This window comes from Parabacteroides sp. KHUB-02, from assembly GCF_056640955.1.
On record NZ_JBWQEV010000001.1, the window covers coordinates 1,674,740 to 1,701,399 of the forward strand.

23 protein-coding genes and 3 pseudogenes are annotated in these 26,660 nt (G+C 44.3%); 10 read left to right on the forward strand and 16 right to left on the reverse strand.

Features of this window, described 5'->3' with window-relative positions; translation table 11 throughout:
- Positions 1-122 precede the first annotated feature (122 nt).
- The 5 genes and pseudogenes from ACYIA1_RS07295 (at position 123) to folP (ending at position 5,709) form a co-directional block, all read left to right on the forward strand.
- The gene (locus ACYIA1_RS07295; protein WP_057252324.1) at positions 123-1,292 is read left to right on the forward strand and encodes a site-specific integrase; all 1,170 of its coding nucleotides are present in this window, start codon (positions 123-125) and stop codon (positions 1,290-1,292) included.
- Between the two features lie 304 nt (positions 1,293-1,596).
- Positions 1,597-2,544, forward strand: a complete 948-nt coding sequence (locus ACYIA1_RS07300) for a hypothetical protein (RefSeq protein ID WP_057252323.1) — start codon at positions 1,597-1,599, stop codon at positions 2,542-2,544.
- 339 nt (positions 2,545-2,883) lie between these two features.
- A pseudogene (locus ACYIA1_RS07305) lies at positions 2,884-3,255 on the forward strand (helix-turn-helix domain-containing protein); the annotation flags it as partial.
- 938 nt (positions 3,256-4,193) lie between these two features.
- Positions 4,194-4,742 (forward strand): Arm DNA-binding domain-containing protein, encoded by a 549-nt coding sequence (locus ACYIA1_RS07310; protein ID WP_226789571.1) that lies wholly within the window; start codon positions 4,194-4,196, stop codon positions 4,740-4,742.
- Between the two features lie 106 nt (positions 4,743-4,848).
- Entirely contained in the window at positions 4,849-5,709 is an 861-nt protein-coding gene (folP, locus tag ACYIA1_RS07315; RefSeq protein ID WP_480334871.1) for a dihydropteroate synthase, read from the forward strand.
- A 30-nt stretch (positions 5,710-5,739) separates the two neighbouring features.
- On the opposite strand, the gene ACYIA1_RS07320 is transcribed toward folP, so the two are convergent.
- Positions 5,740-6,546: a site-specific integrase gene (locus tag ACYIA1_RS07320; protein ID WP_195358101.1), complete on the reverse strand. Its 807-nt coding sequence runs from the start codon at positions 6,544-6,546 to the stop codon at positions 5,740-5,742.
- A gap of 76 nt (positions 6,547-6,622) precedes the next feature.
- Positions 6,623-6,832 (reverse strand): annotated as a pseudogene (locus ACYIA1_RS07325) (glycoside hydrolase family protein); the annotation flags it as partial.
- A 130-nt stretch (positions 6,833-6,962) separates the two neighbouring features.
- On the opposite strand from ACYIA1_RS07325, the gene ACYIA1_RS07330 reads away from it, so the two are divergent.
- From ACYIA1_RS07330 to ACYIA1_RS07340, 3 genes are all read left to right on the forward strand, one after another.
- Positions 6,963-8,177 (forward strand): tyrosine-type recombinase/integrase, encoded by a 1,215-nt coding sequence (locus ACYIA1_RS07330; RefSeq protein WP_117991734.1) that lies wholly within the window; start codon positions 6,963-6,965, stop codon positions 8,175-8,177.
- A gap of 422 nt (positions 8,178-8,599) precedes the next feature.
- A complete protein-coding gene (locus tag ACYIA1_RS07335) occupies positions 8,600-9,493 on the forward strand; it encodes a tyrosine-type recombinase/integrase (protein WP_480334873.1) in 894 nt (297 codons plus the stop codon).
- Positions 9,483-10,523: a tyrosine-type recombinase/integrase gene (locus ACYIA1_RS07340; RefSeq protein ID WP_117852433.1), complete on the forward strand. Its 1,041-nt coding sequence runs from the start codon at positions 9,483-9,485 to the stop codon at positions 10,521-10,523. The genes ACYIA1_RS07335 and ACYIA1_RS07340 overlap by 11 nt, the downstream gene beginning before the upstream one ends.
- 88 nt (positions 10,524-10,611) lie before the next feature.
- Here the strand turns inward: ACYIA1_RS07340 and ACYIA1_RS07345 are convergent, their stop codons facing one another.
- The 11 genes from ACYIA1_RS07345 to ACYIA1_RS07395 form a co-directional block, all read right to left on the reverse strand.
- On the reverse strand, positions 10,612-12,858 hold the full coding sequence (locus ACYIA1_RS07345) for an ATP-binding response regulator (protein WP_480334875.1): 2,247 nt from the start codon (positions 12,856-12,858) through the stop codon (positions 10,612-10,614).
- Between the two features lie 229 nt (positions 12,859-13,087).
- Complete coding sequence (locus ACYIA1_RS07350) at positions 13,088-13,876, reverse strand: PRTRC system ThiF family protein (protein WP_480334877.1); 789 nt, start codon at positions 13,874-13,876, stop codon at positions 13,088-13,090.
- Complete coding sequence (locus tag ACYIA1_RS07355; RefSeq protein ID WP_480334879.1) at positions 13,873-14,571, reverse strand: PRTRC system protein B; 699 nt, start codon at positions 14,569-14,571, stop codon at positions 13,873-13,875. The genes ACYIA1_RS07350 and ACYIA1_RS07355 overlap by 4 nt, the downstream gene beginning before the upstream one ends.
- A gap of 5 nt (positions 14,572-14,576) precedes the next feature.
- The gene (locus tag ACYIA1_RS07360; RefSeq protein ID WP_202578457.1) at positions 14,577-15,668 is read right to left on the reverse strand and encodes a hypothetical protein; all 1,092 of its coding nucleotides are present in this window, start codon (positions 15,666-15,668) and stop codon (positions 14,577-14,579) included.
- Between the two features lie 34 nt (positions 15,669-15,702).
- The gene (locus tag ACYIA1_RS07365) at positions 15,703-15,924 is read right to left on the reverse strand and encodes a PRTRC system protein C (protein ID WP_025018924.1); all 222 of its coding nucleotides are present in this window, start codon (positions 15,922-15,924) and stop codon (positions 15,703-15,705) included.
- 4 nt (positions 15,925-15,928) lie between these two features.
- Complete coding sequence (locus ACYIA1_RS07370; RefSeq protein ID WP_480334881.1) at positions 15,929-16,888, reverse strand: PRTRC system protein E; 960 nt, start codon at positions 16,886-16,888, stop codon at positions 15,929-15,931.
- Positions 16,889-16,933: 45 nt separating this feature from the next.
- A complete protein-coding gene (locus ACYIA1_RS07375) occupies positions 16,934-17,146 on the reverse strand; it encodes a hypothetical protein (protein WP_202192080.1) in 213 nt (70 codons plus the stop codon).
- 376 nt (positions 17,147-17,522) lie between these two features.
- Positions 17,523-17,756 (reverse strand): hypothetical protein, encoded by a 234-nt coding sequence (locus ACYIA1_RS07380; protein WP_480334883.1) that lies wholly within the window; start codon positions 17,754-17,756, stop codon positions 17,523-17,525.
- Between the two features lie 196 nt (positions 17,757-17,952).
- Positions 17,953-20,049 (reverse strand): type IA DNA topoisomerase, encoded by a 2,097-nt coding sequence (locus ACYIA1_RS07385; RefSeq protein WP_480334885.1) that lies wholly within the window; start codon positions 20,047-20,049, stop codon positions 17,953-17,955.
- 81 nt (positions 20,050-20,130) lie between these two features.
- A complete protein-coding gene (locus ACYIA1_RS07390; RefSeq protein ID WP_005794016.1) occupies positions 20,131-20,385 on the reverse strand; it encodes a DUF4099 domain-containing protein in 255 nt (84 codons plus the stop codon).
- A 51-nt stretch (positions 20,386-20,436) separates the two neighbouring features.
- Positions 20,437-22,188 (reverse strand): DUF3945 domain-containing protein, encoded by a 1,752-nt coding sequence (locus ACYIA1_RS07395; protein WP_480334887.1) that lies wholly within the window; start codon positions 22,186-22,188, stop codon positions 20,437-20,439.
- Positions 22,189-22,907: 719 nt separating this feature from the next.
- On the opposite strand from ACYIA1_RS07395, the gene ACYIA1_RS07400 reads away from it, so the two are divergent.
- Both ACYIA1_RS07400 and ACYIA1_RS07405 read left to right on the forward strand, forming a co-directional pair.
- A complete protein-coding gene (locus ACYIA1_RS07400) occupies positions 22,908-23,678 on the forward strand; it encodes an NERD domain-containing protein (RefSeq protein ID WP_480334889.1) in 771 nt (256 codons plus the stop codon).
- A gap of 15 nt (positions 23,679-23,693) precedes the next feature.
- A complete protein-coding gene (locus tag ACYIA1_RS07405) occupies positions 23,694-24,431 on the forward strand; it encodes a hypothetical protein (RefSeq protein ID WP_480334891.1) in 738 nt (245 codons plus the stop codon).
- 95 nt (positions 24,432-24,526) lie between these two features.
- On the opposite strand, the gene ACYIA1_RS07410 is transcribed toward ACYIA1_RS07405, so the two are convergent.
- The 3 genes and pseudogenes from ACYIA1_RS07410 to ACYIA1_RS07420 form a co-directional block, all read right to left on the reverse strand.
- Complete coding sequence (locus ACYIA1_RS07410; protein WP_446475695.1) at positions 24,527-24,817, reverse strand: DUF4120 family protein; 291 nt, start codon at positions 24,815-24,817, stop codon at positions 24,527-24,529.
- Positions 24,818-24,836: 19 nt separating this feature from the next.
- The gene (locus ACYIA1_RS07415) at positions 24,837-25,328 is read right to left on the reverse strand and encodes a hypothetical protein (protein WP_446475696.1); all 492 of its coding nucleotides are present in this window, start codon (positions 25,326-25,328) and stop codon (positions 24,837-24,839) included.
- Positions 25,329-25,547: 219 nt separating this feature from the next.
- Positions 25,548-26,660 (reverse strand): annotated as a pseudogene (locus ACYIA1_RS07420) (TraM recognition domain-containing protein); the annotation flags it as partial.

A 26,660-nucleotide genomic window follows, 5' to 3' on the forward strand; every position in this document is an offset into this window, starting at 1 on the left:
AAAGTGCAATTATCCATGAGTTATGAATGGGTAAGTTGGTCACTCTTTCATCACGCAGTTACTTTGCACTCGCTATGAGACGCATAGCCTTTGATTATTAACAAAACAAATTTCATACAAGTATGAGTAACATTTGCAAGACAGTAACCCTGCGTACGCGTAAGATAAAGAAAGGTACGCAACTGAGCTTCTACCTTGACTACTATCCCGGCTACAGGGACGAGTCAACCATGAAGGTACAGCGACATGAGTCACTTGGCATCTACATCTTTGCCAAACCCAGGAACCAGCGCGAGCGTGACTACAACGAGCGCATGACTGAGAAAGCCGAGGCGCTGCGCTGCCGACGCTATGAGTCCATAGTGAATGAGAGGTACGATTTCTTTGACCGTGAAAAGATGAAGGGCGACTTCCTTGCCTACTTCAAGCAGAAAGCAGACAAGAAGAACTGCAAGTGGCAGCACGTCTATAAGCACTTTGCCAGATTCTGCAATGACAAGTGCCGTTTCGATGAAATCAACGTAGACCTGTGCAACAAGTTCCGTGAGTATCTTCTAAACGCTCCGCAAACCATCCACACAGAGCACAAACTGCACATCAATAGCGTAGCTGGCTATTGGTCAACATTCCGTGCCGTGCTTCATACCGCCTACAGGGAACACAAGATTATGGAGAACCCCAACGGCTTCTTGGAGCGTATTGACACGATCCCGACAGAAAAAGAGCACTTATCCAAGGACGAACTTATCAGATTGGCCAATACGCCATGCTCGTCTGAGGTCTTGAAAAAGGCTTTCCTCTTCTCTTGTCTGACTGGACTTCGCAAGAGCGACATCAAACAGCTGACTTGGGACAAGATTCAGCCCTACGGTGACGGTGGCATGTACGTCACGCTACGTATGCAGAAGACCAAAGAGCTGGTGAACAATCCCATCAGTGACGAGGCATTGGAACTGATTGGGTTCAACGACGATGATGGGAACCGCAAGCCTACCGATAAGGTGTTCATTGGCTTCAACGACAGCCTTACCCAGACACCGCTGAAGAACTGGCTAAAGGCAGCTGGTATCACCAAGCATATAACCTATCATTGCAGCCGTCACACACTCGGTTCGCTACAGGTCGAGGCTGGCACTAGTGTTTATACCGTCCAGCACATCCTTGGACACAAAAATGTTTCCACCACTCAGATTTATGCAGCGATGGCAGACGAAAGCAAGCGAGAGTCTATCAATCGCATCACGTTGAAGCCAAAGATAACTCCGCAGTTGAAAGTTGTCGGACAGGGCTAAACAGTTTTCTCGGTTCTATTTCTTCCAGAAATGAAACCAAAGATGCTATTTTAAGGTCACACACATGGAAAGATGAGAACCAACATAATTGGCTCTCATTTTTCGTTATACCTTTGTCATGCAATCAAACAACTGCGAAAAAGGAGGAAAATGTCGAGTATGAAAATCATACTCACTTCAAGTATGATTCACAAATAAATATAAATCATTGGCCTACAGACGAAAAGACCATACGCTATGTACAAAAATCTTCTTAACTTTGCAGCGCGTTTCCTGAAACAACGGACAATAACACATAAAGACAATGAAAATAGATTCTCCATCTTCAATCACTTCACGGGAGGCATCCATCCGACTCGAATGGATCTCCACAAGAATACTGCCGGGAGTTGCAGTTCTTCTTCTTTCAATTCCACTTTGCCAATGGGCAGACTCAAATCTTCCCAATGGCATTGTTCCTGCTTATATCATCTACATGATGATTGTAATAGTCCTATGGTCAATGTATATGGCAGTACAGTATGCTTTCGTGGGAATAGCGCAGACGTGGAAAAACAAGACTCATGCTTGCAATAATCAAACTGCAACAAATGAATCAACGGCACAGAAGCCTGTTTTTCTTTTGGAGGCAATACCTGTCTATAACGAGTCAGAGGGTATTGATACCGCTTGTGAAGCAGAAACCGCTGAAGAGATAAGCGAGACTGAGGTTATAGAAGAGGCATATATGGCAGAGACAGGAGAACTCGCAAAAGACAACCATATCAGCGTAACCTACCAGCAGGGTATTGATGACTTCTACCAAAGTCAGGCAGAAAGCCAGAAGAAGAAACTGGACACCATTCATGAATACCTTTTATACATCATGTCTCCATTTGTATATGAGGAAGACATGGACGAGTTCTGTACAGATCTGTTGAGATTCGCGATGGATCACAACTACCGCCCTGAAGTTGAGTGGAAGAGATACAAGACCAAGCTGAGCAGCTTCGATGTCCGCCATATGGTCTGGAGCATTGCAACAAGATTGGGACTTGGTAAAGGCAAGGTTTACAGCAACGATGATTGCGCCTGTTATATCGAGCGTCGTTTTGCTTCATTATGCGTAACAGCCAGTGGAGAGCCGTTATCACACAATACGCTCAGGAACCTGACTGTCACATCCAACAGCGACCAGATTCACTGCGATTACCCTGGGAAAGACGGACTGCTGTTTCATATTCCTTTGCAACTGGGTGGAGAGAAAGGCTGAAGTTAATATCTCTCACCAATCCTGCATCAAAACATAAACATCACATTACGGGCCACATCAGATACAAAACTCTGGTGTGGCTTTATTGTGTATATACCTTTTTAGTCATAAATCTTACCCAAAACACGGCCAAAATCTCAACTGTCATTCATTATACTTACGTATTCGATGTTATCAAAATTCACTTCAAAAACCTGTTTTAACCATGAAAAACAGCCAAAAACGAGGCTCTACTGCGTGATTGTTTCGTGATGAACCTGTTATTAAAAAGTGGCTTGCCCTCCGATTCATAACGGGGTTCCTTTGCAGCACGATTCCACTAAAGGGTCGTGTTGTAAAATGACAAATAATCAAATCACGTTCAATGACCTTCCGCAGGTCGTTGCCGAACTTCGGGATGAAGTATCGGGCATGAAGGCGTTACTGCTGAACCTTCAGAACAGACCAACTCAGCAGCGAGAGAACAGACACCGCCCTGTCACGCCAGAGCAGGTTGCCGAGTACACCAACATTCCCCTTGCGACCATCTATCAGAAACTCGCAAACAGGGAAATCCCTGGCTCCAAACCCGGCAAGCGATGGGTCATTTATCTTGACGAGATTGACAAATGGCTGGAAGCGAACCGCAAGAATCCCATCCCTTTGACGGATGAGGAGCAGAATGCTGCAATCCTTGCATCGCACAAGCGCAAGCCGAACAAGTCCAGCTGGCAAACTGACCCTATTGTTGAACCTTCAAAAAAAGTGAATGTAGCGAGCGCAACTACTTCACCTTCCCCCAAAGCGATTGCAGACCCAGCTATAGCATCATCCAACGCTGATTGCGTTAATGTTGTTGACATTCCAGATGATTCTGAGCAATCTAACGATGGCATCCATTCAACAGAATCCGACAATGCAACCAGTATTGACGGTATCAATGCTAGCGATGTCACCTCCTCCTTTGACCGATTGAAGGTCATCTACAAGAAGGTTGGCAACAACGAATCGCAAGCCTTTGGCGTATGGCAGCAGCTTAGCGAAAGTGAGCGAACGGCTGCATTCGCACATACCCAGCGATTGCAAGGTGACCTGAGTTTGCGTTCCTATCTATATGTCTATCTGCGTGACAAGGAGTGGATGAAGGCAATGTAGCTATGAAGTAGAGGGCTTGCCCGATGCTTGCCACATAAAACAAGCATCGGGAAGCTCATTACCCGTTCCGATTTTCATCGGGCGGTGGACTGACCACATAAATCTGCAAGCAGAGGTCACAGTATCTGGCATTAAACTATTCTCACACATGGCAGGCCATGAATATCGGAGCCGATACCAGAGGGTAATATCAAGCGTGTAAAATCGGCTTGCCGATGCCACATTTTTCAAGTAGTGGGAAGCCTAATACCCCTGCCTACTATCGATGTCGGGGAAACTAGCCAGATAAAACAGCAAGCTTTTAGGGTTTCTATGACTTTTATGGTTCTTCGAACAACAATATTCAAAATGAAAGACAGCTGGCGACTTCACACAAAGAAGGATATGCATAAGAGGCTTGCCTCTGTCCACTCAAAAGTAGGGAGGGGCAGCCTAATACCCCAGCCATCTATCGATGTAAGGGGAGCTGACCAGATAAAGAAGCAAGCAATTAGGGTATGAATATGACATCAATAATGATAAAGTTCAGACCATCCACAGTGGATGGCAAGGAGGGAGGTCTCTATTTCCAGATTATCCACAACCGAGTAGTCCGTCAGTTGAATACAGATTACAAGGTCTTTGCAGAGGAATGGGATGCAGAGGCGGAAAGCGTTATCGTAAATGGTAATCGTTCTAACCTTCTGTTGGGTATTCAAGAACGTCTGGCATGGGACGTGGCTCGTCTGGAAAAGGTTGTCCGCTCGTTGGAAACGGAGCGTCGTCGCTTCACAGCTGACGACGTGATCACCATGTTCCATAAACTGACCAAGGAGTCCTCTCTCTTTACCTTTATGCATGGTGTCATAGCTCAACTGAAACAGTTGGGAAAAGTCCGAACATCGGAAACCTATACTGCTACACTCAATAGCTTTATGACATTCCGGGACGAGCAGGATGTTCCGCTTGACTGTCGGCTTTATGTCATGATGCTGCAATTTTTGCAGGAAGAACTCTTCATCTTTCATATTGTGCACAAAATTACTGAAAATTTCACGTTCTTGCAAATATTTATCAGAAATTAACGCAAGTTTGTAAAACATTTTTTCTACCTTTGCATTTGAAATTCCCACGCACAAAATGAAAACGCACCTTTGGTGCTTGTGGAGTGGAACAAAAATTAATGCCAAAATGCAGATATCAGTTCATAACAAGACATTAGACTTATCAACCCCACAGGTAATGGGAATACTAAATGTGACTCCAGATAGTGTCTATGCAGGAAGTCGCAAGCAGACAGAACAGGAAATAGCAGAACGTACCAATCAGATAATCCTTGAAGGAGGCAAAATCATTGATGTTGGTGCCTTCTCTACTGGCCCTGGTTCTGCTGATGTCAGCGAGGAAGAAGAACTTCTCCGTATGCGTAACGGACTCGCCATTGTCCGTCGAGAGCAGCCAGATGCCCTCGTGTCTATTGACACCTTCCGTCCATCAGTAGCCCGTATGGCAGTTGAGGAATTCGGAGCAGATATCATAAACGACATTTCAGAAGGACGTGGCTACTACAACAATACCTCCAACGAAAATGCGAAAGTGGATGTTGACGCGAATGAGAATGAGCCTTCGGACATTCTTCTTGAAGTTGCCAGATTGCAAGTACCTTATATATTAATGTCGCTTCAAGCGGATCTTGAGAATACAGTTTCTGTCTTCCTCAAGAAAATCAAGGTCCTCAACTCAATCGGAGTAAAGGATATCATTCTTGATCCCGGCTACGGTTTTGGAAAGGATATCATCGCCGGCAACTACTCATTACTCTCTGCCCAACAGCAGCTTAAGGACACATTCAATCTGCCACTTCTCGTTTGCATCTCAAGAAAGCGCATGGTTTGGCGATTACTTGATTCTTCTGCCGATGAAGCCCTCGACGGCACGACAGTTCTCAACACCCTCGCCCTCGAACGAGGTGCCGACATCCTCCGAGTGCATGATGTCCGTGCCGCCGTAGAAGCCGTAAAGATTTTCACGGAACTTCGAAACAATAGCTAAGAGAGTTATTTACTCTTTACAAAAACGATTTTAACATAAAACAAAATTTGAGTAGTGTAAGTATGCCATATCCACAAATGCCATTCCTCGTGTGTAGAAACTGAACAGGAACATATCACGGGCAAAACTCTTGGATGGAGAATAGCTCAAATCCAAATCTTTCAATTTACGAACGAACTTCAACGGAATAGCTCTCTTTACAGTCTTTTCTGATGAAGTAAACACCTTCTTAAATGGATTCTTATTCTCTACATAGCCATCTTCCACAGCATTATTATATACCGCACGCAAGCGTTTCATATAGAAAGAGATTGTATTGGGAGCCAATTCCTTCGCTCTTAAATGATACTCATACGAAATAAGCATCTCCGAATCAATGTCATCAAAACAAACATCTACACCTTCTCTAAACTTTCTAAAACTGCTAAGGGTGGCTTGATATGTTTCACTTGTGCGATGTTGTCCTTGTCTCCAGAGTTTAGCAATCATTTTTTCCATATACGAAAACAAGGTTATTTCAAATGATTGCTTATGAAACTCATCTACAATCGTATCAACGGTAAATGGAGAATCTGAGATGGTCAATTTCTTTACAATACGCTTGAAACACTTCTTATCGTATTCTATGTGATTTTGTACATATTGCAAATAATTTGCACGAGACGAGTCATCATCCTTAATGATAAGATCTTCCAATTTAGAATCCCATTCACTCCGGGTAATTCGGAAGTTAGTTGAAACTTGCCGTACTTTTCGCATATAAATCACTTGGTAGTATAGACTACCTACTTTCCCCTCAATCGTTGAAGGTCTGAACTTTAATTTTATAGATACCATAGTATATTCAATTAATCTTTGTTTTACAATAAAAGCCTTCTCTCAATTGCTTAAGGGAAGGCTCTTTAAATAACGGCTACGGGATATATAGCAATTGAAACTCTCTTTTTCTGCGGCGTTCGATGCTGGGAATTGGCTTGCCTTTGTAGCAACGATACGAGATATACTCTTCGTAAATATTCCTGTCGCCGGACTCTATTTTCTTGATAAGGTTACTCTTGGGGCGTTTGCCATAGCCAAGCAAGCGTGAATGTCCCACATTGTAAGCCAACACTGTTAGTAGCAGTTATCCAAACCCCAGCATTATCCTAAAAATACAGTTTTTTATTCTGTAAATCATTCTGTTATAGGATGAATAGGTTTGGATAATACATTCCTATATCTTTGCTAATGGCACTAAAGCCAATAGGAAGAATATGAATATAGCACAGTTAAAATTAAGCCAGAAGAAGTTACTGGACAACCTCGTTTCCCGTGGTTATGACATTCAGTACATCAAAGGAGTAAAATTTGTTTTAAGACTTCTTTTTGAACATGAAGGATGTTTTCATTCGTATGAACAATTTGCAGAAAAGTTTATCCGTACAAGGGGATATACAAAAGCGACATTGGATCTTAGGATGATGCATTTACGTACTATCCAAGCATATGATGAATTTGGGCACTACCCGGACAAGAAGTCCTTTGTTCCGTTATGCTATCCTTCCAGGTATAATATGCTTAACCCCAGTTTTCAGAAAGTTATAGACATTTACCGGAAACGTGCCGCAGAACATAAAAAGAAGTCCACAGTAAAAATGGAAACCGATGCCGTTACAATGTTCCTTTTTGAGATGCAAAAGTTCCACGTCTCTTCATTGGATGAAATCAAAGAAGAACATGTTTTGTCCTTTTTCCTTAAAGAAGAACAGCAAAAGCGTTCAAGGACATATTGCGGTCACATAGCGTCAGCCCTTAAAGAGTTGGGGGATTTATACGACATGAAAAAAGTATTAGGTTATTTCCCTGATTTGAAATATGAAAGGAAAAACTTCAACTATCTTAAGGATGATGAAATCAATGTGATAAAAAATGCTTTGTCAGACTCTAACAATATTTTGACTTTCAGGGAAAAAGCTATAGTTTCATTGGCCTTATATACTGGCATAAGAGGATGCGACATTGCCAACTTGAAATTGACAGACATAGATTGGAAGAAGGAACGAGTCAGCTTCGTCCAGGAAAAGACTGGTAATCCGATAGTGTTGCCCCTTCTTCCTCATGTTGGAAACTCATTGTTTGATTACATACGTAATGAACGGGACAATGAGGCCGGATCCGTGTATCTGTTTCCCAACAAGAAGAATGCGACAGAAAGGTTGGAGAACAAAAGTATCGGCACCATTGTCAATACAGTCTTTGAGAAACTAAACCTTAGAAAAGGTGAATCCGGGCGTGGAGTCAGCGTATTTCGGCACAACCTCGCCTCTAAATTACTTGGTAAAGGTACCGAGATTAGGGTCATCAGCCATATTTTAGGACATATCTGTTCTTCATCTATAGTCCCATATATAGATGCTGACATCCCTCATCTGAGAGAATGCGGAATCAATATTGAATGTTATCCAATAAGAAAGGAGTTGTTCGAATGAAAACAGATTCACATCTACCCCAATTTGCAGATTTGATGTCTGAATATGTCAATTTCATCTCTGGTATCGGAAAATGTGACTATATAACCCGCATATACCTGAACTCTTTCGCCAAGTACTGTATGAATCATGGCGGAGTGCTGTCGGATGATATTATCTCCGGATGGGCATCAAGGACAGATAAGGAAAGCTATTATACAAACCGTAACCGATGCATTATTTTGAGGCGCTTCATCCGTTATATCCGGTCGAAATATGGGGCACCGTTCAAATTGCCATCATATCCTCCGGACATAAAATACACACCTAAGCCAAAGCGTACTCTTGTTTCAGAACAGCCATACTCTTATTCCGCAATATCCCATATAGTCAAGAAATATGAACTTTACAAAAGAGCCTCTGGAAAATTCAGTAGGCGGACAATGGACAAGATTCGCCGTTTCAATGACTTCTGCGCCCAAAATTATCCGTCAGCCGAAGCTCTTACAGAAGAAATTGTCCTTGATTATTGCAAGAAGAAAAAAACGGAATCCGCAAAGTCATGCAATAACAGAATTGTAGGTGTCAGAGGATTTCTGAAATATGCGAATAGCCGTGGTTTCGTAAATATTCCTCTTCCATCCACCATTCCAAGAGTCAATGTCACATCATTCGAACCACATCCGTTTACTCCAGAAGAGCTTGCAAGATTCTTTAATGAAGCGGACAATCTCGAACCTCCAATAAATTGCCGTGACATGAGGGCTGCGCTTATGAAAGTGGAAGTTCCGGTCTTTTTCCGACTTTTGTACAGTACAGGGATGCGTACAACAGAAGCCCGTCTGCTCAGAGTAGAAGACGTGGACTTGCAATCCGGTGTTATAAATATAAGATACACAAAGAGCATAGATGAACATCGGGCTGCCTTGCACGAATCCATGTGGTCGCTATTGCAGATGTATAATGTCAAAATGGAAAATCTCATGCCCGGAAGAAAGATATTCTTTCCTAACGAGTACGACAAACCATATTCCGGAGAATGGGTAACGGCAAGTTTTAAGAAAGTATGGAAGAAAGTCAGTACGGCACACGCAAGAGCATATGATTTTCGCAGTCACTATGCGGTCGTGAACATAAACGGTTGGGATCACTGCGGCATTGAATGGATGGACAAACTCTTATATCTCAGCCGTTCCATGGGACACCGTTACATTCAAAACACATTATATTATTACAGGCTTGTACCGCTGTTTGCACACCAGTTGGAAAATCTGACAGGAGGTGGGTATGAAGAACTTTTACCTGATTTAAACGACTATTTTGAATATGAAGACTAAAGCAGAACATTCAATTATCGCCGATGCCATCCATGAGTGGCATACGGTTTATCTTCCGTGTATAAGGAATCTGAGCCATAACGCTTTAAAATCATACGGAGAGGGAATGGGAATCTATATAGATTTCCTTGAATCCTCGAAGGGAGTCACATCAAATACCATTTGTGGGGAATGCTTCCGTAAGGACTGGATTGAAGAATGGATTGCATGGCTGAAAGAAGTAAGAAAATGCAGCCCGCAAACATGCAATCATCGTCTCTCCATATTGAAAAATTTCCTCCGTTTCCTTGCGCACAAGAAAATCCAATTCATAAAATATGATTGTGATGCCGCTGAAATAAAAAGAATGCAGCAACCTAAAAAACAAGTGGAAGTAATCACAAAAGATACAATCAAACGGATTTTTGCAAGCATCAATACACGGACATTGATAGGTAAGAGGGATTTTGCCTTGTTCAATCTTTTATATAGTACCGGAACAAGAATAGATGAAATATTATCATTAAGGCTGTCGGCACTGCACCTGGATGAAACGAAAAGTTACATTCTTGTTTTGGGTAAAGGGAATAAACAACGTACCATTTATTTGTTGAACAGCATGGTAAAAATACTGAAACATTATGTGAAGTTGTTCCATCCGGCCAATCCGTTACCTTCTGATTTTGTATTTTTCCCCATATATGGCCATGCAAACAAAAAAATCACTTCAGAAGCGATTAGCAAGCGGTTGAAAATGTATGTTAGAATTGCGTCTCAGGGGCTACTTGAAATTCCTGCGGATTTTCATTGCCATAGTTTTCGGCATGCACGGGCTACCCATTGGTTGGAAGACGGTGTAAACTTGGCGCAGATACAAAAACTATTGGGGCATGAGAGCATCGAAACGACAATGAAATACGTAGGAGTTTCATCAGAACAAATGGTACAAGCTTTATGCTCTATGGAAGACAATCTGACTTTAGGCGTTGAAAAGAAATATAAGAAAATCAGAAATAAAGATTCATTAGCAACAGTTCTTGGATTGAGATAATACTTAGTAATAAATGAGTGACTGTTCTTGAATAATGGAACAATCACTCTTTATTATCTGCTACTAAAATATAACAATTTACTGATATTCAATACAATAAAAAGTCAAGTTGGGATAATATTTTGGTTTGGATAATGTGGTTTAACACGGTTTGAGTATCACACTCCGTATCCTTCAGGACATTGCGGTAAGCAAGCAGAATCTCATCCATCGAGACCATCTCCCACATCGGGAACATACGATGTGCTATGCTTCGCATCGACTCCCTGTTCTCGGCTGTCATTGCAATCTTCAGATCGACAATATCCTTCTCGCAGGACTCTATCATCGTTCTCAATATTTTCTTCTTGTCCGATACATTGGCAAGTATCATTGAGAAGTCCGTATCACTGCCTGGTTCGCGGCCCTTGACTACTGAAGCAATGACCTTCAACAGTTCATTCATGGAGAACGGCTTGAAGATGCAACCGTCAAATCCAGCCTCAAGAAGTGCTTCACGCTCACTTTCGCTTCGTGCTGTCATTGCCACTATCGGAATATCCTTAGAGTTACCGATGCGTGATTTGCGGAGCAATTCAAGCAACTTGAATCCATCGGTATTCGGCATCTGAATATCGCTCAAAAGCAGGTCGTAGTTCTTCTTACGCAGTTCCTCGGTCAGTTTATCTACCTTGCTGCATATTGTACACGATACTCCATTACGCTCCAACATCTCCTTTACAAGTTCAAGTTGCAGCATATCATCATCGATGGCGATGACATTCTTCGGTAGGTGCAGAGATGCGTCAAACGAAACGCTTTCCTCTTCTATAGGCTCATTGGTAACAGGTAGAGGTAAAGTAACTGTAAATGTCGTGCCTTTATTCAATTCACTCTCTACATTGATTGTTCCGCCAAGCATTGTTACTATTCCGTGGGCGATTGGCAGACCAAGACCATAACCATCCGAGTTCTCTGCATTTGCGGCACGCTCGAATGGCAAATAGATACGCTTCATCATCTCTTCGGTCATACCCATACCCGTATCGCTGACTTTCATTGTGAATGTGCCGTCCATATAGGTTACATTGAATCCGATATGTCCTGCGGAAGTGAACTTGACGGCATTGGCAATAAGGTTGTTGATGATTTGCTCTATTCTATCGACATCGCCTTTGACTACTGTATCAACACCTATGAACTCATGCTCAAAGAGAAGCCCTTTATCATTGATAGGCTGTGTGGCACCGTCCACCACACGATTCAGTAAATCGGAAATTCGGAATGGCACAGGGTGCATAGTCTCTTTCGCTTGATTAAGACGATAGACATCGAGCAGGTTGTTTACAAGGTGCAGTATATGCTTGCTGCGACCTAATACCTTTTTCAGTTGCAGATTGCGTTTCTTCTTCTCCCGTGTGTCCATGGCCAGATCTGTATAACCGATAATGTTGTTGAGTGGCCCTCGTATATCATGTGAGATGGTAAGGATAATCTTATTACGCATTTCAAGTAACTCAGCGTTCTTGCGGTTACTCTCCTCTAACTTGCGTCGGCCACGCTCTTTCTTGCCATAGTCACGCATAATGACAAAATACGAGGCTATAAGAGCAATGAAAATAAAAGCCGTAATGCTTCCTAAATAAACCTTTGTTCTCTCGCGAGTCTTAATAATCTGTTGTTCCCTTGCTTGAAGATCCTCCGTTACACGCCCGTCCATTGCAGCAATAAGGTCCTTCAATTGCTGGTTGATTACATAATTGCGATGAGCAAGGCTGTCTGCCGTTTCAGAGAGTTGACGGCTCTGCTCGGACTGCTTCTTGATAACATCCCGATTAAGGGTATAAAGTTTTGTGGTTGTCGTGGATTGCGGTTTATCCTTCTTCTTGAAGAGACCCAGGAAACCACTCTTCTTCTCAGCTTCCTGCGTACTCTCATATGCTATGACGGGAACACGCTCGGCAAGTTCTTCGCCGAGTTCTACCTGCTTTTCAAACAGCTTGGAGATATTGAAGAGTTGGATTTCTTTCTCTGCCATCAACACCCGTAGGCTATCTATCCGTTCACCGGAATAGTAATCCTTGAACTCACAAAGGATGCTATCCACCTTGAGGCGTTTGGCACGATAGAGAGTTGTGTCGGCTCTTTCCCATTCGAGAATGGTTTCACCGAACATAGTAAGGTCGAGCATATGTACATATGCCTCATGCACACTTTGCCGGAGACGGTGAATCTCTTTCACTTCACGCTCCAATCTGTTCATTTGTCGCCATTCGTGCAGGTACGTATATACGATACCACCAATTAGGGCGACAATAATAGTATAGCCAATGGCTATCTTCCTTTCTATTTTCATTGCGTCCTATATTTAAGTCGGGTTAGTCCGAACTGTTTATCATATATGCCTAATGTGCAAAATTACTAATAAAGCAAAAAATTAATGTTGCTTTATCATTTTTTAATAGCATTTCAAGGCATTTTTAATATAAAACGCTATAAATGATGAAGATATTGTAATAAATATGGAGCGATAGCATAAAAAAAGCCATCATACTCGTTAAGAATATGACAGCTGTCTATTACGGTTATACCATTATGGGATTGACCTTCATTGTCGTAAGGTTGAGATAGAGTCCGTGATGCTCTATCATACCGTGTCGGAACATCTTCCAGAGGATATTGCAGCCAAGCTGTGCCAATGTGGAGTTGATGAACAAGTCCTGCTTCTCCAAAGCCTCGGCAAGCGAACAGCTCGGACCGGAGTCCTCTTCCTTGATTCGGGCATACTTTACCAACTTTGTGATGACCTTCAACGATGGTACGGTCTGGTAGATTTGAGAAGTAGGTTGCTTTATCTTCTTTGGGATACTGCCCAATACAACCTGTCCCGATGTTTGCGTATTGCCGAAGTCAAGCCAATACAGTGGTGTCTGATAGTTTGTATAATTATACTGTGGCAATGCTTTGAGTACATTCCAGAGGTCTATTCTCGACTTTATATTGTCCGTACAGGTTATGGTTATATTGGCAAGATGTTCCTGTCGTACATCTTTCATATTGGAGGGATAGAACGCCGGCATAGCCTTCCAGTCATTCCCGAAGAAGTTGTTGATGCGTGTTATCAGGCAATTCGCCTTATTCAGTCCCAAGTCGGAATATCCGAAGAGTTGTCGTCCTATGTTGGCTTCAGTTACAATATCAGGATCGTATAGCGTTACGAATAGTCCCGGATGTCCGAGGGCACGAAGTGTTACATCCAATCGTGCAAGGTTTGTCAATACTTGCGAGCCTGTACCTCCACCACCTATAAGGTTTACCGTTACGGGGTGTTGTGGATTGAGCAGATAGCTGTCGGTATAATGTACTCTTTTCATCGTAGTATATCTTTAAGTTTCAAATTCTTTAGAGGCTTTAACTCTTCGAGGTTGAAGGGAGCATCCTTTGCTGCCTTTGTTACGAGTACAAGGTTGCTCTTTGTGGGATTTCCGTTACCTCCGAGGTGTGAGAACTCCGTGAGCCAGAACTTCTTTTCCCAATACTCAAGTAATTTGTCGTAGGTAATCTCTGTCGGCTTGTCAATCTTTGCCGAGCCAAGACAGACGCTTGACCCCGTGACATTGAAGAACGGAGCCGCGTAGAGTTCTGTTTCAGGCTTCAGCTCCTTGTCTATGTATGCGTAGATATTCATACGCTCATCACGCACCTCATAGATGACACCGGGCAGGTTGTACTCGGCATTCTCAATATGTAGCGACTCCTTGAAGAACATCATACGCTTTTGTGGCGGGTTGTACCAGATATATTTCTCGTAGCCCTTGCGGGTATCACTCCATAGCATATTTGTTGGGATGCGACCATGCGGTGTGCTGCTGTGCCTTTCGGAATATCCCTTGATGAGTTCGTTGATGAAGTCCACCGTTACGGGACGGCCTTCGCTCATAACACCCTCATTATCTATGTTCCGTACTTCAAGGAAGTATGTATCTCCTCCATCTGTGGAGTATGCTATCAATGCCGCACGGGGGCGCAGCATCGTATTTATCTGCTTGGTAAGTTTGTTGGTATCCATAGTGATTATCGTATGTAGTGAATAAAATCATCTGCCCACTTGAAAAACCTTTCGGGGTAGGTATCTTCAAGTGTAAAAACCTTGTCGGTCGTTGGAGAGACGGCAAAGGTTGATGCAGGAATAATATCGTATGACTCCTGACGGGAGGAATTATAGAAGTCGATAAGGTGTTCCGTCATTATATCATCGCTATCATAGACAACCCTTATCTGCTGTTCGAGTGTCATCGGCAGATAATCGGGCTCCTCATCGTAGAACGGGTCATAGCCATAGTACATGATGGCTTTCTCCGTCTTTATGAACTCAAGTCCTCTTCTCAGCAGTTCGATAAGACCTTGTTCAAAGCCATTCTTACACTCATATTCTTCTATAGCTTTCGGCAGGTTCTTGTAGTAGGACTTTCGCCACACCCTGTCGAGGAGTTTATATGCTCTACCATCCTTGTATGATTTCACGAGCTTTTCCCTCGCTCGCCTCTCTTTGGCATCTTCATCCTCATAGCAGCCTTCAGTCAGCATATCAATAGCCCAGTCCATATCTGACTCATCGTTGATAGTGGTTATACCGTTCTCTTTCATGAAATTATGATAGAATGTGATGACAATGCGTCTGAGTGTGGGATTCAGTTCCTCCACAAACTTTACAGGGAAGTAATACAGTGTGTACTCACCCCAAGTATGTGTGTTCCACACATTGAAGTATAGACAGCCATTGTCATCCTCAAGGTTGAGATACATGCCGCTTTTATTTACGAGGTCGTTCATCTCATTGTAGAGATTGACAATACCTTCACCAATAGTTCTGCCTGGCGTATGCTCCGCCTTTACATTCATAAGTTCGGCATAGCGGAAATAAGAATCACGCAGGTATTCGTAATTCTCCTGCGTGATTAGGTTATAACTGTTTCCGCTATAGCTCTCCCTCATAATAGTCTGTGGTGCTATGGGGAGAATAGGTGTCTTTAGAAAAGAATTACGGCACCCGTTGGCGCCGTAACTCTCTCTACTCTTGTCACACCGTATCGTACCTCCCGCTTGGTCGATGCGATTATCATCCTCGCGAGCTGTTCCGACTGATGTTCGTCCAATGGTCTGCATGACTTCTTCTTTTTAGTGTCCTTACTCATAGTTCTCATCCTTTTGTTCCGATGGTTGTCTTGAACTCATATACAGCCTTGTCATCCTTGATGGTCGGGCCGTGTACGGTTGCTGTGGTCAGTTCTGGATAGATGTTCGAGTAGAAGCTCATAACACTCTCCGGAGAGTCGTTCGGATTAGGATCAGGAAGTGTAATCATCTCTGTACCTTTCTTGAAGGTGAATGATCGCTGCATTTCGTTTCTTAAAAGTGCCATAATCTTAAACTGTTTGGGCGTATGCCTGTGAATAATGATTTTCTAACATTGACTGAGGGAAGTCGGGATATTCCTCATAATCCTCGGGGCGATATGCAGGGCCTTCGTGCATATATGCCTGTTCGTAATCCTCGGGCATAGGAGGCTCCTCCTGGTGTGGGAACATCGGAATCTCACCCTGCGGATAGTGAGGATGCTGCTGTCCTACATTTTGAGGTGGATAACCGCCTTGTGGTGCGGTGAACATAGGCTGCCCGCCATACTGAGGCTGTGCTGGTTGCTGAACAGGTCGTTGCATAGGCTGCTGCACGGGACGCATTACCGTCTGCTGAGGCTGTGGCGGCATCTGTCGTGGTGCAGCCTGCGGCTGGATAGTCTGCTGTGCAGGTTGCGATGCCACATTCTGCGGTTGTACCACTTGTGGAGCAGGTGCTGGAGTCTCTTCCATCATCTCAAAGAGCGAGCCTTGGTTCATCGCCTTCTTCTGTGCGGCAATCTTATCATCTACCTCCTTCTGCTTGTCGGCAGTGGCATACATACGAGCCTGTTGGAGTGCGGTGATGGCATCCTTATGATTCTTGGCAGTGATCAGCTCCTCTGCCTTCTTCATATGCTTCTCGTACTTCTCACGCTTCTCCTTCTCCTCTTTGGTCTCCTTAGCCTTGGCATCCTTTGCCGCCTTGCTGTTGGCGGCAGCCTTGTCTGCCTGTTTCTCGAACTCCATCAAATTGGAGATAAGTCCCGTAGCCTTGCGTATAGGCTGCATGATGTGTTGCAGGAACTCTGCATCCATCTCTTCGGGAGTGCCCGTTAGTGTCAGCGGAACGATGTGGTTCTGGGCTTCATCTTTCAGTCCGTTGGCCTTCGGCAGTGTTGATACAGTAAGTTGTCCGTTCGCTTTGCGGATGACGAGCGTAAGATCTACGCTCTCGGTCATCATCTGTGAAATTGATGTGAAAAACATAACTTTATGATTTAATGTTAATACTGAATTATTTTCTTGTGATGTTCACTGGTTGAAGAACTCTGCAAGCAGTCTGTTACGGTCAGGATGCTTGCTTATCTCCAGAATGGGATTGAGCAGCTCCGATATATGTACTGGACCTCGTGAGCCTCTTGGCGGCAACTTGATTTCAGGTTCAGTGACCTTTACTCTTCTTCTACGTACCACAGGCATCTGCATCGGTGCCATCGGTACACTTGCGATGATTGCTTGATTCATAGCTTTATCTTTTATTATATGGTTAATACTCGGACTTTGGCAGTCCGTTGAACTACGAGGGCGTTACGGCTAATGCTTCCGGTAAGGCAAGGTTTTCGGGGAAAATACCGCAGCACAGCGAGGATGATTTTCTCCGAAACCACCTGTGGCCCGACCTTGCTGTCCGATAAGAAGCATTGGCCAACTTTGCCCTGTAGTTCATCGGCTTGCCAATGGCTGGTATTTTCTCTATCCCTTTCTTCATTCTTATCCTCATACTTGAATCGTCTACCTACAAAAAGAGCCGTCCGAGAAGGACAGCTCCAATGTTCCATATTCTTACTTAAGGATATGTATGGTTTATATTGTTGTAGAGACCTTTTCATTATCTGTAGATTCAGAAGACCAAGAAACTGAGGATAGCAAACAGTATTAGTGCTGCCATTACGATACAGGCAATCTTGTATATGAATCGGAAGAAGCCGGGGAAACATACGATGGCTACCGCAGCCCATACGGGTGATACACCTCTTGTATAGAGATAGCTGAAACCTAATGCTGCTACTACGGCTAAGAGTATCATACCTATCCACTTTATTCTCTTTCTTACGATTGGGTCATTTGTTTTCATATCCTATATTATTTAGTGGGAACAGTCGTTCCCGATTTCGTGGGCTTGGATGTGAAACGCCTCCACCTGCAAGGTTTTCGGTAAAAATACCGCAGCAGTGCGAGGATGATTTTTGCCGAAACCGCCTGCGGCACGACCTTGCGGGGTGGAATGAGGGCGGTTCACTACCTTTGCCTACGAATCGGGATGACTGACATCATCTTTTCTTACCTCTCTTCTTGTCGGGAAATGCCAGCGTTACATTGAACTCATCGTCAAAGGCTACGGCAGCATCGAAAGAGTTGCCTTTCTTGCCTTTGAATCCCTTGATCAGCTTGGTCGTTCCCGATGAGAGCAACTGCTCCAGATGCTGCTCGTTAAGCTCCTTGTTCAGCACCTTGCGGAATACAAGCATACCGCAATCAGGATTGTCGCACTTGGCGACCTTGGGGCGTATCATCACTTTGCCTGTACCGCATTTAGGGCAAGGAAGGGAACGCTGTTTGGGTGCAGGGAACTTCAGTCCGAGTACCTCGCGTGTAACCTGCGAGGTGAAACTCTCGATGGAGTGCATAAAGGAGCGTGTCTCCAAAGTATGCTGCTCGATTTGAAGGAGCGTCTTCTCCCAACTGCCTGTCAGCTCCACATTGGCAACCTGCATATCCTTGACTGCCTCGTAGATATAGAGTCCCTTCTCGGTAGGTACAAGTGCCTTGCCTGAACGCTCGATGTAGTCACGCTTGAAGAGTGTCGTGATGATGGCGGCTCGTGTGGCAGGCGTTCCGATACCCAGCTCCTTCATTGCCTCTTTTGCTTTCTCATCGGTGATGTTCCTGCCACAAGTCTCCATAGCGGCAAGGAGTGTCGCTTCGGTGTAGAGCGGTTTGGGTATTGTCTTACGCTGTGCCGTGCCATAGCCTGTAACGGGTATCTGCTCACCCTCGGCAAAGCGTGCCGTACCCTTGTTGGCTTCAGTCTCGTCCTTCTCGGCATCCTCCTTACGGGCAAAGACTGCACGCCAGCCCGGATTGACGATGGTGGTAGAGCGGGAACGGAACTTCATATCCTCGGCTATCGCCTCCATTACCAATGACTCCTTCTCGCAGCGTGGCGAGAACGCTTCAAGCATACGCCCTGCAATCATTGTGTAGACAATCTGCTCGTGGACGTTCAACTCCTCAGGCTCTATGCCTGTGATGATGAGTGCGTGGTGATCCGTTACCTTGTCATCATCGACACTACGCATATTCAGATGCTCGAAGTCGAAACGCTTGCCATACTCCTTGAACTCGGGCATAGTGGCAATCTTCCAAAGGGAATCATAGACCTGCTCCATCAAATCGTGCGAGATATATCTGCTGCCCGTTCTCGGATATGAGATATACTTCTTCTCATAGAGAGCCTGTGCTACCGAAAGAGTCTTCTCCGCACTCATATCGTGATGCGTATTGCACTCCTTCTGCAATGTGGTAAGGTCGTAAAGTAACGGTGCCTGCTGGTAGGTACGCTTGCGCTCCACCTTTGTGATGAGTGCCGTTGAGTCGGGCGAGAATCGTGCGTGTGCCGCTTCTGCCTGCTCCTTGCTCTTGAAGTCCTCGATATGTGCGAACTGGCGGAACTCGCCCAAGCGCTCAAGGGTGATGTGCAGTTGCCAATAAGGTGTGGAAACAAAATCACGGTTCTCCTTGTAGCGACTGCATATCATCGCTAATGTAGGTGTCTGCACTCGTCCGAGGGAGTTGTTCGGCATACCCGAAGCCAAAGCCAATGCACGGCTTGCGTTCATACCCACGAGCCAATCAGCCTTTGCACGGCAGTCGGCAGCGTGGTAGAGTGCATCGTAAGCCTCGCCATCCTTGAGATTGCTCATACCTGCACGGATAGCCTCGTCCGTGAGCGAGGAGATCCAAAGACGCTTGAAGGGCTTGGTATATCCGAGGTAGTGGTAGATGTATCGGAAGATAAGCTCACCCTCACGACCTGCATCCGTTGCCACGATGATGCTGTCGCATTTGCTGAATACCTCGTCAATAACCTTGAGCTGCTTGGCGGCACCGATGTCCGTTACCATACCTCTGTCGGTCTTGATCTGTCTTACCACAAGCTGGAACGGCTCAGGAAGCATAGGCAAATCCTCATGCGAAGCCTTACCGTAGCCGTATGCCGATGGCATGGCGAGGGAAACGAGGTGTCCCAATGCCCAGGTTACAAGATAACCGTTACCTGCCATATAACCGTCCTTCTTCTCTGTTGCACCGATGACGCGGGCGATGTCCTGACCTACGCTCGGCTTTTCTGCTATAATTGCTATCATAATATTCTTGGAATTAAAGAAGCCGTCTCCCGTCCCGATTACGGTGCGGGAAACGGCTGTCAGGTTAGTAATGGAATCGTGTTACTGCGTGGGGTTGATACCGATGATTTCCAGCAGCGGAGAGTCGTTCTTGCGTACAAGCTGCAAAGTGGCATCCATCACCACATCTACACCGAGGAGTACGAGGCTCAGCGATACGACACCTGTCTTCTCGCCTCGGAGCAGTGTCTCAAGCTCACCTGCCTGTTCGAGTTCATCCTTGAGGATACCAATACCTGATAGTTCGTCCCAGTTTACATCTTCCACCTTGAAAGGTGCTTTATTCTTATCGTTCATCTTAAAATTCATTTTAGAGTTATACATTGATTTGACTTATCCCACTACGGATTAGATGCTCTGTCCCTTCGACTGACGCTTCTCCTGTTTCTCGGCTACCACATTACGCTGTGAGGCGTTGCGGTTACGGTCGGGATTCTCGTTGTAGAAGTCGAGCTTGTTCTGGCTGGAGTTCAGTTTGACATACTGTGAGATGCTCTTGCCATCGAAGCCCTTCATGCCCTCCACGAGTACCGACTTGCCACTCTGAAGGTCGGCACGCTGCTGGCCGGAGAGCTTGGCACCGAAGATCTCCTTCGGAATCTCGAACTTGGCACGCTCCTCAAAGCCATCGGGAGTGCGAGAGTACATCAGTCGTCCCGTCTCAAGGTCTGCCTTGATGAACGAAGAGAACTCCTCGCCACGGTTGTTCACCATATCATTGAGGAAGATGGCTCGTCCCTCACGCAGGTCTTTCTGCTCCTCGGCTGTCAGTTTCACGCCACCGATTTCCTTCGGGATGTAGATTTCTCTTGCACCCTCGGGCGAGTCGGGATTGTAGCGTGTGTAGTTGGGTCGTCCTGTCGCTTCATCGAGTTTCACATACGATGAGAAGAGTTCGCCATCCTTACGCTGCATATCTTCCACGAAGATTGCCTTGCCTGCATTGAGGTCTTCAATCTGCTGCTTGGTAAGTTCCACACCACCGAGGGCGGTGCGGTTGAAGATGCGGTCGTTCTCGAAGATGAAGTCGATACCTCTGCGCTCGGCACTCACCTGAATGTGGGCATTGAACTCGTTGCCCGACTTGGCAGTCATACCTTCGATATAGACCTTCTTGCCCTCACGCAGGTCGTTCTTCTCCTGGTCGGTGAGCTGAACGCCCTTAATCTCGTTAGGGATATAGACATTCTCGGCACGCATGGCCACCACCTCGTTGGTCATCTTGTCAAGGCTGATGAACGATGGGATATATTCTCCGTTGCGACCTTTGAGTTCCACCACTCGGCCCATATTGCCTGTTTCGAGAAGATTCTTTCTATCCTCGTCAGTGAAGATATGTCCGAAGTAAGGACGCTCCAATTCGGGTTGCTTGCGGATACCGTGGATGGCGAGTACCACCTCACCTGTGTTGGACTGCTGCAACGACAGGCGTGCATCGGTACGCAGTACGGCAGAGCCGAAGTTAAGGTTGATAGGTACAAGCTGGTTGGTCTTGTAGCCTTTGAGCATAGAGTCGAGAAGTCCTCGCTCCTGAAGATACTCACGCGAGAGTCCGAAGTTCTTCAACTGGTCCCAGTTGATCATAGACTCGTTGTAACGATACTGATTGTTCTGCTGCTGGTCGTTAGCTTCAACGACGGGCTGCTGGGTTTGGTTTTTCTTTGCCATTGCTTCTGAATTTTGATTGTTAATACTTTGTTCTGTTTGATTTTTGGGTGTTATCTCATATTTTTTGAGAAACTCTTCCACTGCTTTTGTTTTCTTACCTTCGGCAAGGTCTTCGATGGCCTGCTTGACTTCGGGTTTGTCGAACTCCTCCTCCTTCATCGTGAAAAGACCGAAGTGTGTAGGGTCTTTCAACTGACTCCAGAAGTTCTTGAGGAAGTTCTCAAAGAAGGTCGCATAGCGGTCAATCTTGAGAAAGGAGTTCTGATGTTCTTTGTCTGCCGGCACGGTGGAATACTTGCCGTTCTTGTTGATTTCGGATACCGCCTGAATGAGCAGTTCCATCTTGTCTAAAACCAGCACGATGTCGCTCATCTGCGGGTTCTCGGTGACTTGTGTTTTTGAGGGGTCATCCCTTACATTTTTCTTTGCCATAACTGTGAGTTTTTAGCGTTAATAACTAATGTTGTCACCGCAAATATATATAGCAAAATTTGATAAAACATTGACATTTAAGTCGTTAGACTATACGAGTCATAAGGTGTCATCACTTGTCATAGCAGGTAGGAAAGCAAAGGCACGAAAAGGGGCAAAACAAGGGTGAAAAGAGGGAAAACGCTCCACACCGAAACGGGGTCGGAAAGAGCGAAAAACGAAGGCAAAAAAATGTGCGAGAAAAAGCGGTGGTATGACCGAAAAGAAATAACTTTTGTAATATGCAGAGTTGAGAGCTGAGCTGCTTTTGTCCCCACTTAAAAAATCGGGCACTAAAAAGATGGCGGTGGTTGATAGACCTTATAATGAAATACAAATATGGCAGTCAGGTTGAGAATAGAGATGCGGCATATCTTACCGCAATGGATTTTTGACCTGTTGTACTATGCGTCGTAGGTCGCTTCGCTTGCTAAGTCCCAACCTCTGTCTCAACTCGGACGGCGATACCGGAGCGTTTTTTCGGGTGAAAAATTATCGCAGAGAATTTTTTGCCCGAAAACCCACGGCTCGAACGTGGAGGTATTGTCCCTCCGAGTTAACTTCTTGAAGGGACTTTGCGAGTGAAGCGGGATTTTCACGCTACATACACTTTTTGTAGCCCTTTCTGTCTTTCATTCGTAAAAAACGGAGTACCTTTGCAGTGTATAAAGCATAATATAATGAGTTCAATAATAATCATCTGCATATTTGTCCTACTTGTGGCATTTAAGATTTGGATGTCTTCGCCCAAGAATATAGGCAAGTTCGGAGAAAAGCGTGTGGCTCGAAAGCTGGATTGGCTCTCGAAGGAGTACATCACGCTTAATGATATATTATTGCCTACAAGTTATGGGACAACGCAGATAGATCACATCGTAGTTTCGCCATACGGAATCTTTGTAATCGAAACGAAGAATTATAAAGGTTGGATATTCGGACATGAGAACTCAGAAGAGTGGAAACAGAGTCTGCTTGGCAAAAAGAGATTTTGGGGTTGGTCAAGTGAACAGCATAAATTGAGAAATCCTATTCGTCAGAATGCCGCCCATGCGAGAGCAGTTAAAGCGATATTGAAAGAGATCGGTGATTACCCAATTATTCCTATAGTGGTTTTTGCAGATAGTGCGGAACTGAACATAACCACACCTAATCATATCGTGATTAACTGGTGTAATTTGCGTTCCGCAATCAAATCATATAGGACATCTTGTATATCGCCTGAAGATATCAAAAGGATTGTGAGCAGAATTTCTTCTGCAAATATCACAACTGAAGGAAGTAGAGAAAGCCATATCCGTAATGTGCAGACAGCTCAGCAAAATAGGGATATGGCAATAGCTAATGGAAAATGTCCGAAGTGTGGTGGTAGTCTTGTGGAACGGAGAGGAAGATACGGTACTTTCTTGGGATGTTCAAACTACCCACGATGTCGGTTTACGCATAATTTATAGAGATTGGGAATGGTTATGAGAAAAGAGGAGAATAGCATAATTTTAGAACCTGGCGATTTATTGTATAGATATGATCTCGGGGAAAAACTAGATGCAGAATGGTTAACAGATTATTCAAGTCCTGAATATTCTTTTTCTGAATATGGACCAAAGAATAAGATAGGTTTATTCTTTTTCTATAATGACATATCGGCAGCAAAAAACACATTGGCCCAAGCTGTTTATAATCAGAAAAAGATTGGTACAATATATAATTATGGAACTATAACATCTTGTCAAGTTATAGATGATATTAGACTTTTAGATTTAGAAACAGGATTGTATAGTTGTTCAGATAAGATTAGATTCCTACATCAGATAGGGTTAAATGTTATAACAGAACGTTTCTATAATTATCAATTCAAGAGGCCATATTCTGAATTAAAAGACACATTTGAAGATTTATTATCTACAAATAAAAGTTTATCATTAGCAGCGGAAAATGCAATTAATGAGTTTTTTCATAATTTTCCACCGCTATTGGGACAGTCATTGACTGATTTTGATAATGGAGAAACATTTAAGGAAATCTTAGAAAATAATGGATTTGAAGGTTATATGTTTATGGAAGATTTTATAAGTGATACATACTGCCTATTATCTTCTGATAAAATAACAGCTCCAGAACATGAGATAATTGATATTAATTCAAATAAAGAATTGCAAAAGTTAATTGGAAGTATTGAAGTGAATGAGAAATTGAAAAGACAATGAGATTCTCATCTACGACTGTAATACAAGAAAAGCCAACTTAAGCCTGTGTTTGACAGACCTAAGTTGGCTTTATCAATTTAAGGATTTGAATTTATCTATGTGTGTATAGTCCACCCGTGAATAGGATTCATCAATACGGCAAACGATTGGTCGGGCTGTCCGTGATAGAGCAAACCTCCGACAATACCCGTTCTGCCATCGGGATATACCTGTCGGAATCCGAATGAGTGCGGTGCCGAATCATAGTAGAGTTCAATCTCACACGGGCAGTTTGGATTTTCTTCCCATTGTTTCAAACGGTCAATACACTTTTGCAGGGTGTCGTTCTTGATTTCCTTTGCGTAGGCAACAGCCTTTTCATAACGCTCTTGACATAAAATCTTCATACTCGATATATTTTAGGGTTTATAATAAATCTTCATATACTCCAAAGCTGTAGCAGTCGGCAATGTAAAAGTCCTCACTGCCAATTTCTGCGAGTGACTTCATATCTTCCAGCGTATCGCAATAGAAGAATATGTCATCATCCTTTTCGGTATCAGCAGGCATTCCGATGGCGATACGCACTTCAACGGTATCGTAGTTGTCATTATAGCGGATAAGGCAATCGGCATAGTGAGGCTCGATACCTCGCTCTGTAAAGAACTTCAAGCATTGGCGACTTATCTCTTTTCTGACTGCATCGGGTTTCTTCCAATCGGAATCATCAATAATCTCCAATCCCATACCTTCCACGACCAAACAAGTGCCACCATTGATGTTTGTCATTAGTGTACGCTTGCCTAAATGTTTCTCTCTAATATCGGCCCAATTGGGGATATCCCATCTTTCGTTGGTCCATACTCCGCGATAATCTTTTGGCACACGGAGATACTCTGATAATGTCATTCTAATCATAGTCAATCATTATATAAGTTATACATATTACAGGCGAAGCACTGTATTCTATTTCTTTACCGCCTTGACTGTTCCGTGCAGGATTGTGCAAGGTTGGCGGGAAAAATACCGCAAGCCCCGTGGGGCGAGGATGATTTTTCCACGACACCCACAGGGCTTGACCTTGCTCAATCCGAAAGGCACGGAACAACCTTTGCGGTAAGAAATAGGATACAGATTCTAATCGTTATCCTCTTCGTCCTTCTCGTCTGGCAACAATCGTTTACGCAACTCAGGATCAGCCTTTATACGCTCCATCTCATCTTGAACTATCTGCTCGACTTCGTCCTTGATACGGGAGTAGTTACGCTCTATCTGTTCCTGCATAATGTCGTTGCCGTTCTCGTCCTTGAACTCATTGACGATAGGAATCTTCTTGTATGCCTTTGTCTCGGCACTTACCTTTGCACTATCCACGATGATGCGTGAGTGGAAAATTTTCTGGTCAATCTCTTCTCCGAAGTTATCCGCCACACTACCCACGAATGTACCTTGTGAGAGGTTGGAAATCTTCGAGGCAGGTATAAGGAAGTCCAACTGCGTGTTGATAGATGTTGATGTGTCCTGACGGTTGATAGATACTGACTGACGCTGCTGGAGTATCTTGCCGAAACGCTCCGAAAGGTTTTTGGCTGTTTCACCTACCACCTGTCCGCTGAAGATATTACCCACCGTATTTTGGATAACCTTTGCCTCCTTGTCACCATAGTCACGAGCCAACTGCGAGTAATCCTGAAAACCGAGACAAACCGCCACCTTGTTGCTTCGTGCTGTGGCAATGAGGTTGTCGATACCACGAAAATAGATGGTCGGCAACTCGTCAATGATGATGGAACTCTTCAACTGACCCTTCTTGTTTACCAACTTAACGATACGGCTGTTGTATAGTCCGAGTGCTGCCGAGTAGATATTCTGACGGTCTGGATTATTGCCAACGCAGAGTATCTTCGGCTCATTGGGGTTGTTCAAGTCAAGGGTAAAATCATCACCCGTCATTACCCAATAGAGCTGCGGAGAAATCATTCTCGACAGCGGAATTTTGGCACTTGCAATCTGGCCTTGGAGCTGATCTTGAGCTCCACCTTTCCATGCGTCCATAAATGGAGATAGGTAGTTTTCCAACGAAGGATAAGAGGTCAGAATCGTAAAGATATCCGCATACGGTTTGTTCAAGAACTCAATGGTATGTGGGAAGGTACAATACTTACCGTCCTTGTAGATTCTCAGATACCAGATAATCGCAGCCAAAAGAATAATCGGAGACTCCACAAAGAAATCACCCTGCTTCTGAAT

Bases quoted from the DNA above. Each gene is read 5' to 3' on its own strand.
- ACYIA1_RS07320 (WP_195358101.1), bottom strand. From the start codon at position 6,546: ATGGTATCTATAAAATTAAAGTTCAGACCTTCAACGATTGAGGGGAAA.
- ACYIA1_RS07405 (WP_480334891.1), top strand. From the start codon at position 23,694: ATGAGAAAAGAGGAGAATAGCATAATTTTAGAACCTGGCGATTTATTG.
- ACYIA1_RS07345 (WP_480334875.1), bottom strand. From the start codon at position 12,858: ATGAAAATAGAAAGGAAGATAGCCATTGGCTATACTATTATTGTCGCC.
- ACYIA1_RS07335 (WP_480334873.1), top strand. From the start codon at position 8,600: ATGGACAAGATTCGCCGTTTCAATGACTTCTGCGCCCAAAATTATCCG.
- ACYIA1_RS07375 (WP_202192080.1), bottom strand. From the start codon at position 17,146: ATGAATCAAGCAATCATCGCAAGTGTACCGATGGCACCGATGCAGATG.
- ACYIA1_RS07400 (WP_480334889.1), top strand. From the start codon at position 22,908: ATGAGTTCAATAATAATCATCTGCATATTTGTCCTACTTGTGGCATTT.
- ACYIA1_RS07410 (WP_446475695.1), bottom strand. From the start codon at position 24,817: ATGAAGATTTTATGTCAAGAGCGTTATGAAAAGGCTGTTGCCTACGCA.
- ACYIA1_RS07370 (WP_480334881.1), bottom strand. From the start codon at position 16,888: ATGTTTTTCACATCAATTTCACAGATGATGACCGAGAGCGTAGATCTT.
- ACYIA1_RS07310 (WP_226789571.1), top strand. From the start codon at position 4,194: ATGATAAAGTTCAGACCATCCACAGTGGATGGCAAGGAGGGAGGTCTC.
- folP (WP_480334871.1), top strand. From the start codon at position 4,849: ATGCAGATATCAGTTCATAACAAGACATTAGACTTATCAACCCCACAG.
- ACYIA1_RS07360 (WP_202578457.1), bottom strand. From the start codon at position 15,668: ATGCAGACCATTGGACGAACATCAGTCGGAACAGCTCGCGAGGATGAT.
- ACYIA1_RS07295 (WP_057252324.1), top strand. From the start codon at position 123: ATGAGTAACATTTGCAAGACAGTAACCCTGCGTACGCGTAAGATAAAG.
- ACYIA1_RS07300 (WP_057252323.1), top strand. From the start codon at position 1,597: ATGAAAATAGATTCTCCATCTTCAATCACTTCACGGGAGGCATCCATC.
- ACYIA1_RS07365 (WP_025018924.1), bottom strand. From the start codon at position 15,924: ATGGCACTTTTAAGAAACGAAATGCAGCGATCATTCACCTTCAAGAAA.
- ACYIA1_RS07380 (WP_480334883.1), bottom strand. From the start codon at position 17,756: ATGAAAACAAATGACCCAATCGTAAGAAAGAGAATAAAGTGGATAGGT.
- ACYIA1_RS07330 (WP_117991734.1), top strand. From the start codon at position 6,963: ATGAATATAGCACAGTTAAAATTAAGCCAGAAGAAGTTACTGGACAAC.
- ACYIA1_RS07395 (WP_480334887.1), bottom strand. From the start codon at position 22,188: ATGGCAAAGAAAAATGTAAGGGATGACCCCTCAAAAACACAAGTCACC.
- ACYIA1_RS07415 (WP_446475696.1), bottom strand. From the start codon at position 25,328: ATGATTAGAATGACATTATCAGAGTATCTCCGTGTGCCAAAAGATTAT.
- ACYIA1_RS07385 (WP_480334885.1), bottom strand. From the start codon at position 20,049: ATGATAGCAATTATAGCAGAAAAGCCGAGCGTAGGTCAGGACATCGCC.
- ACYIA1_RS07340 (WP_117852433.1), top strand. From the start codon at position 9,483: ATGAAGACTAAAGCAGAACATTCAATTATCGCCGATGCCATCCATGAG.
- ACYIA1_RS07350 (WP_480334877.1), bottom strand. From the start codon at position 13,876: ATGAAAAGAGTACATTATACCGACAGCTATCTGCTCAATCCACAACAC.
- ACYIA1_RS07355 (WP_480334879.1), bottom strand. From the start codon at position 14,571: ATGGATACCAACAAACTTACCAAGCAGATAAATACGATGCTGCGCCCC.
- ACYIA1_RS07390 (WP_005794016.1), bottom strand. From the start codon at position 20,385: ATGAACGATAAGAATAAAGCACCTTTCAAGGTGGAAGATGTAAACTGG.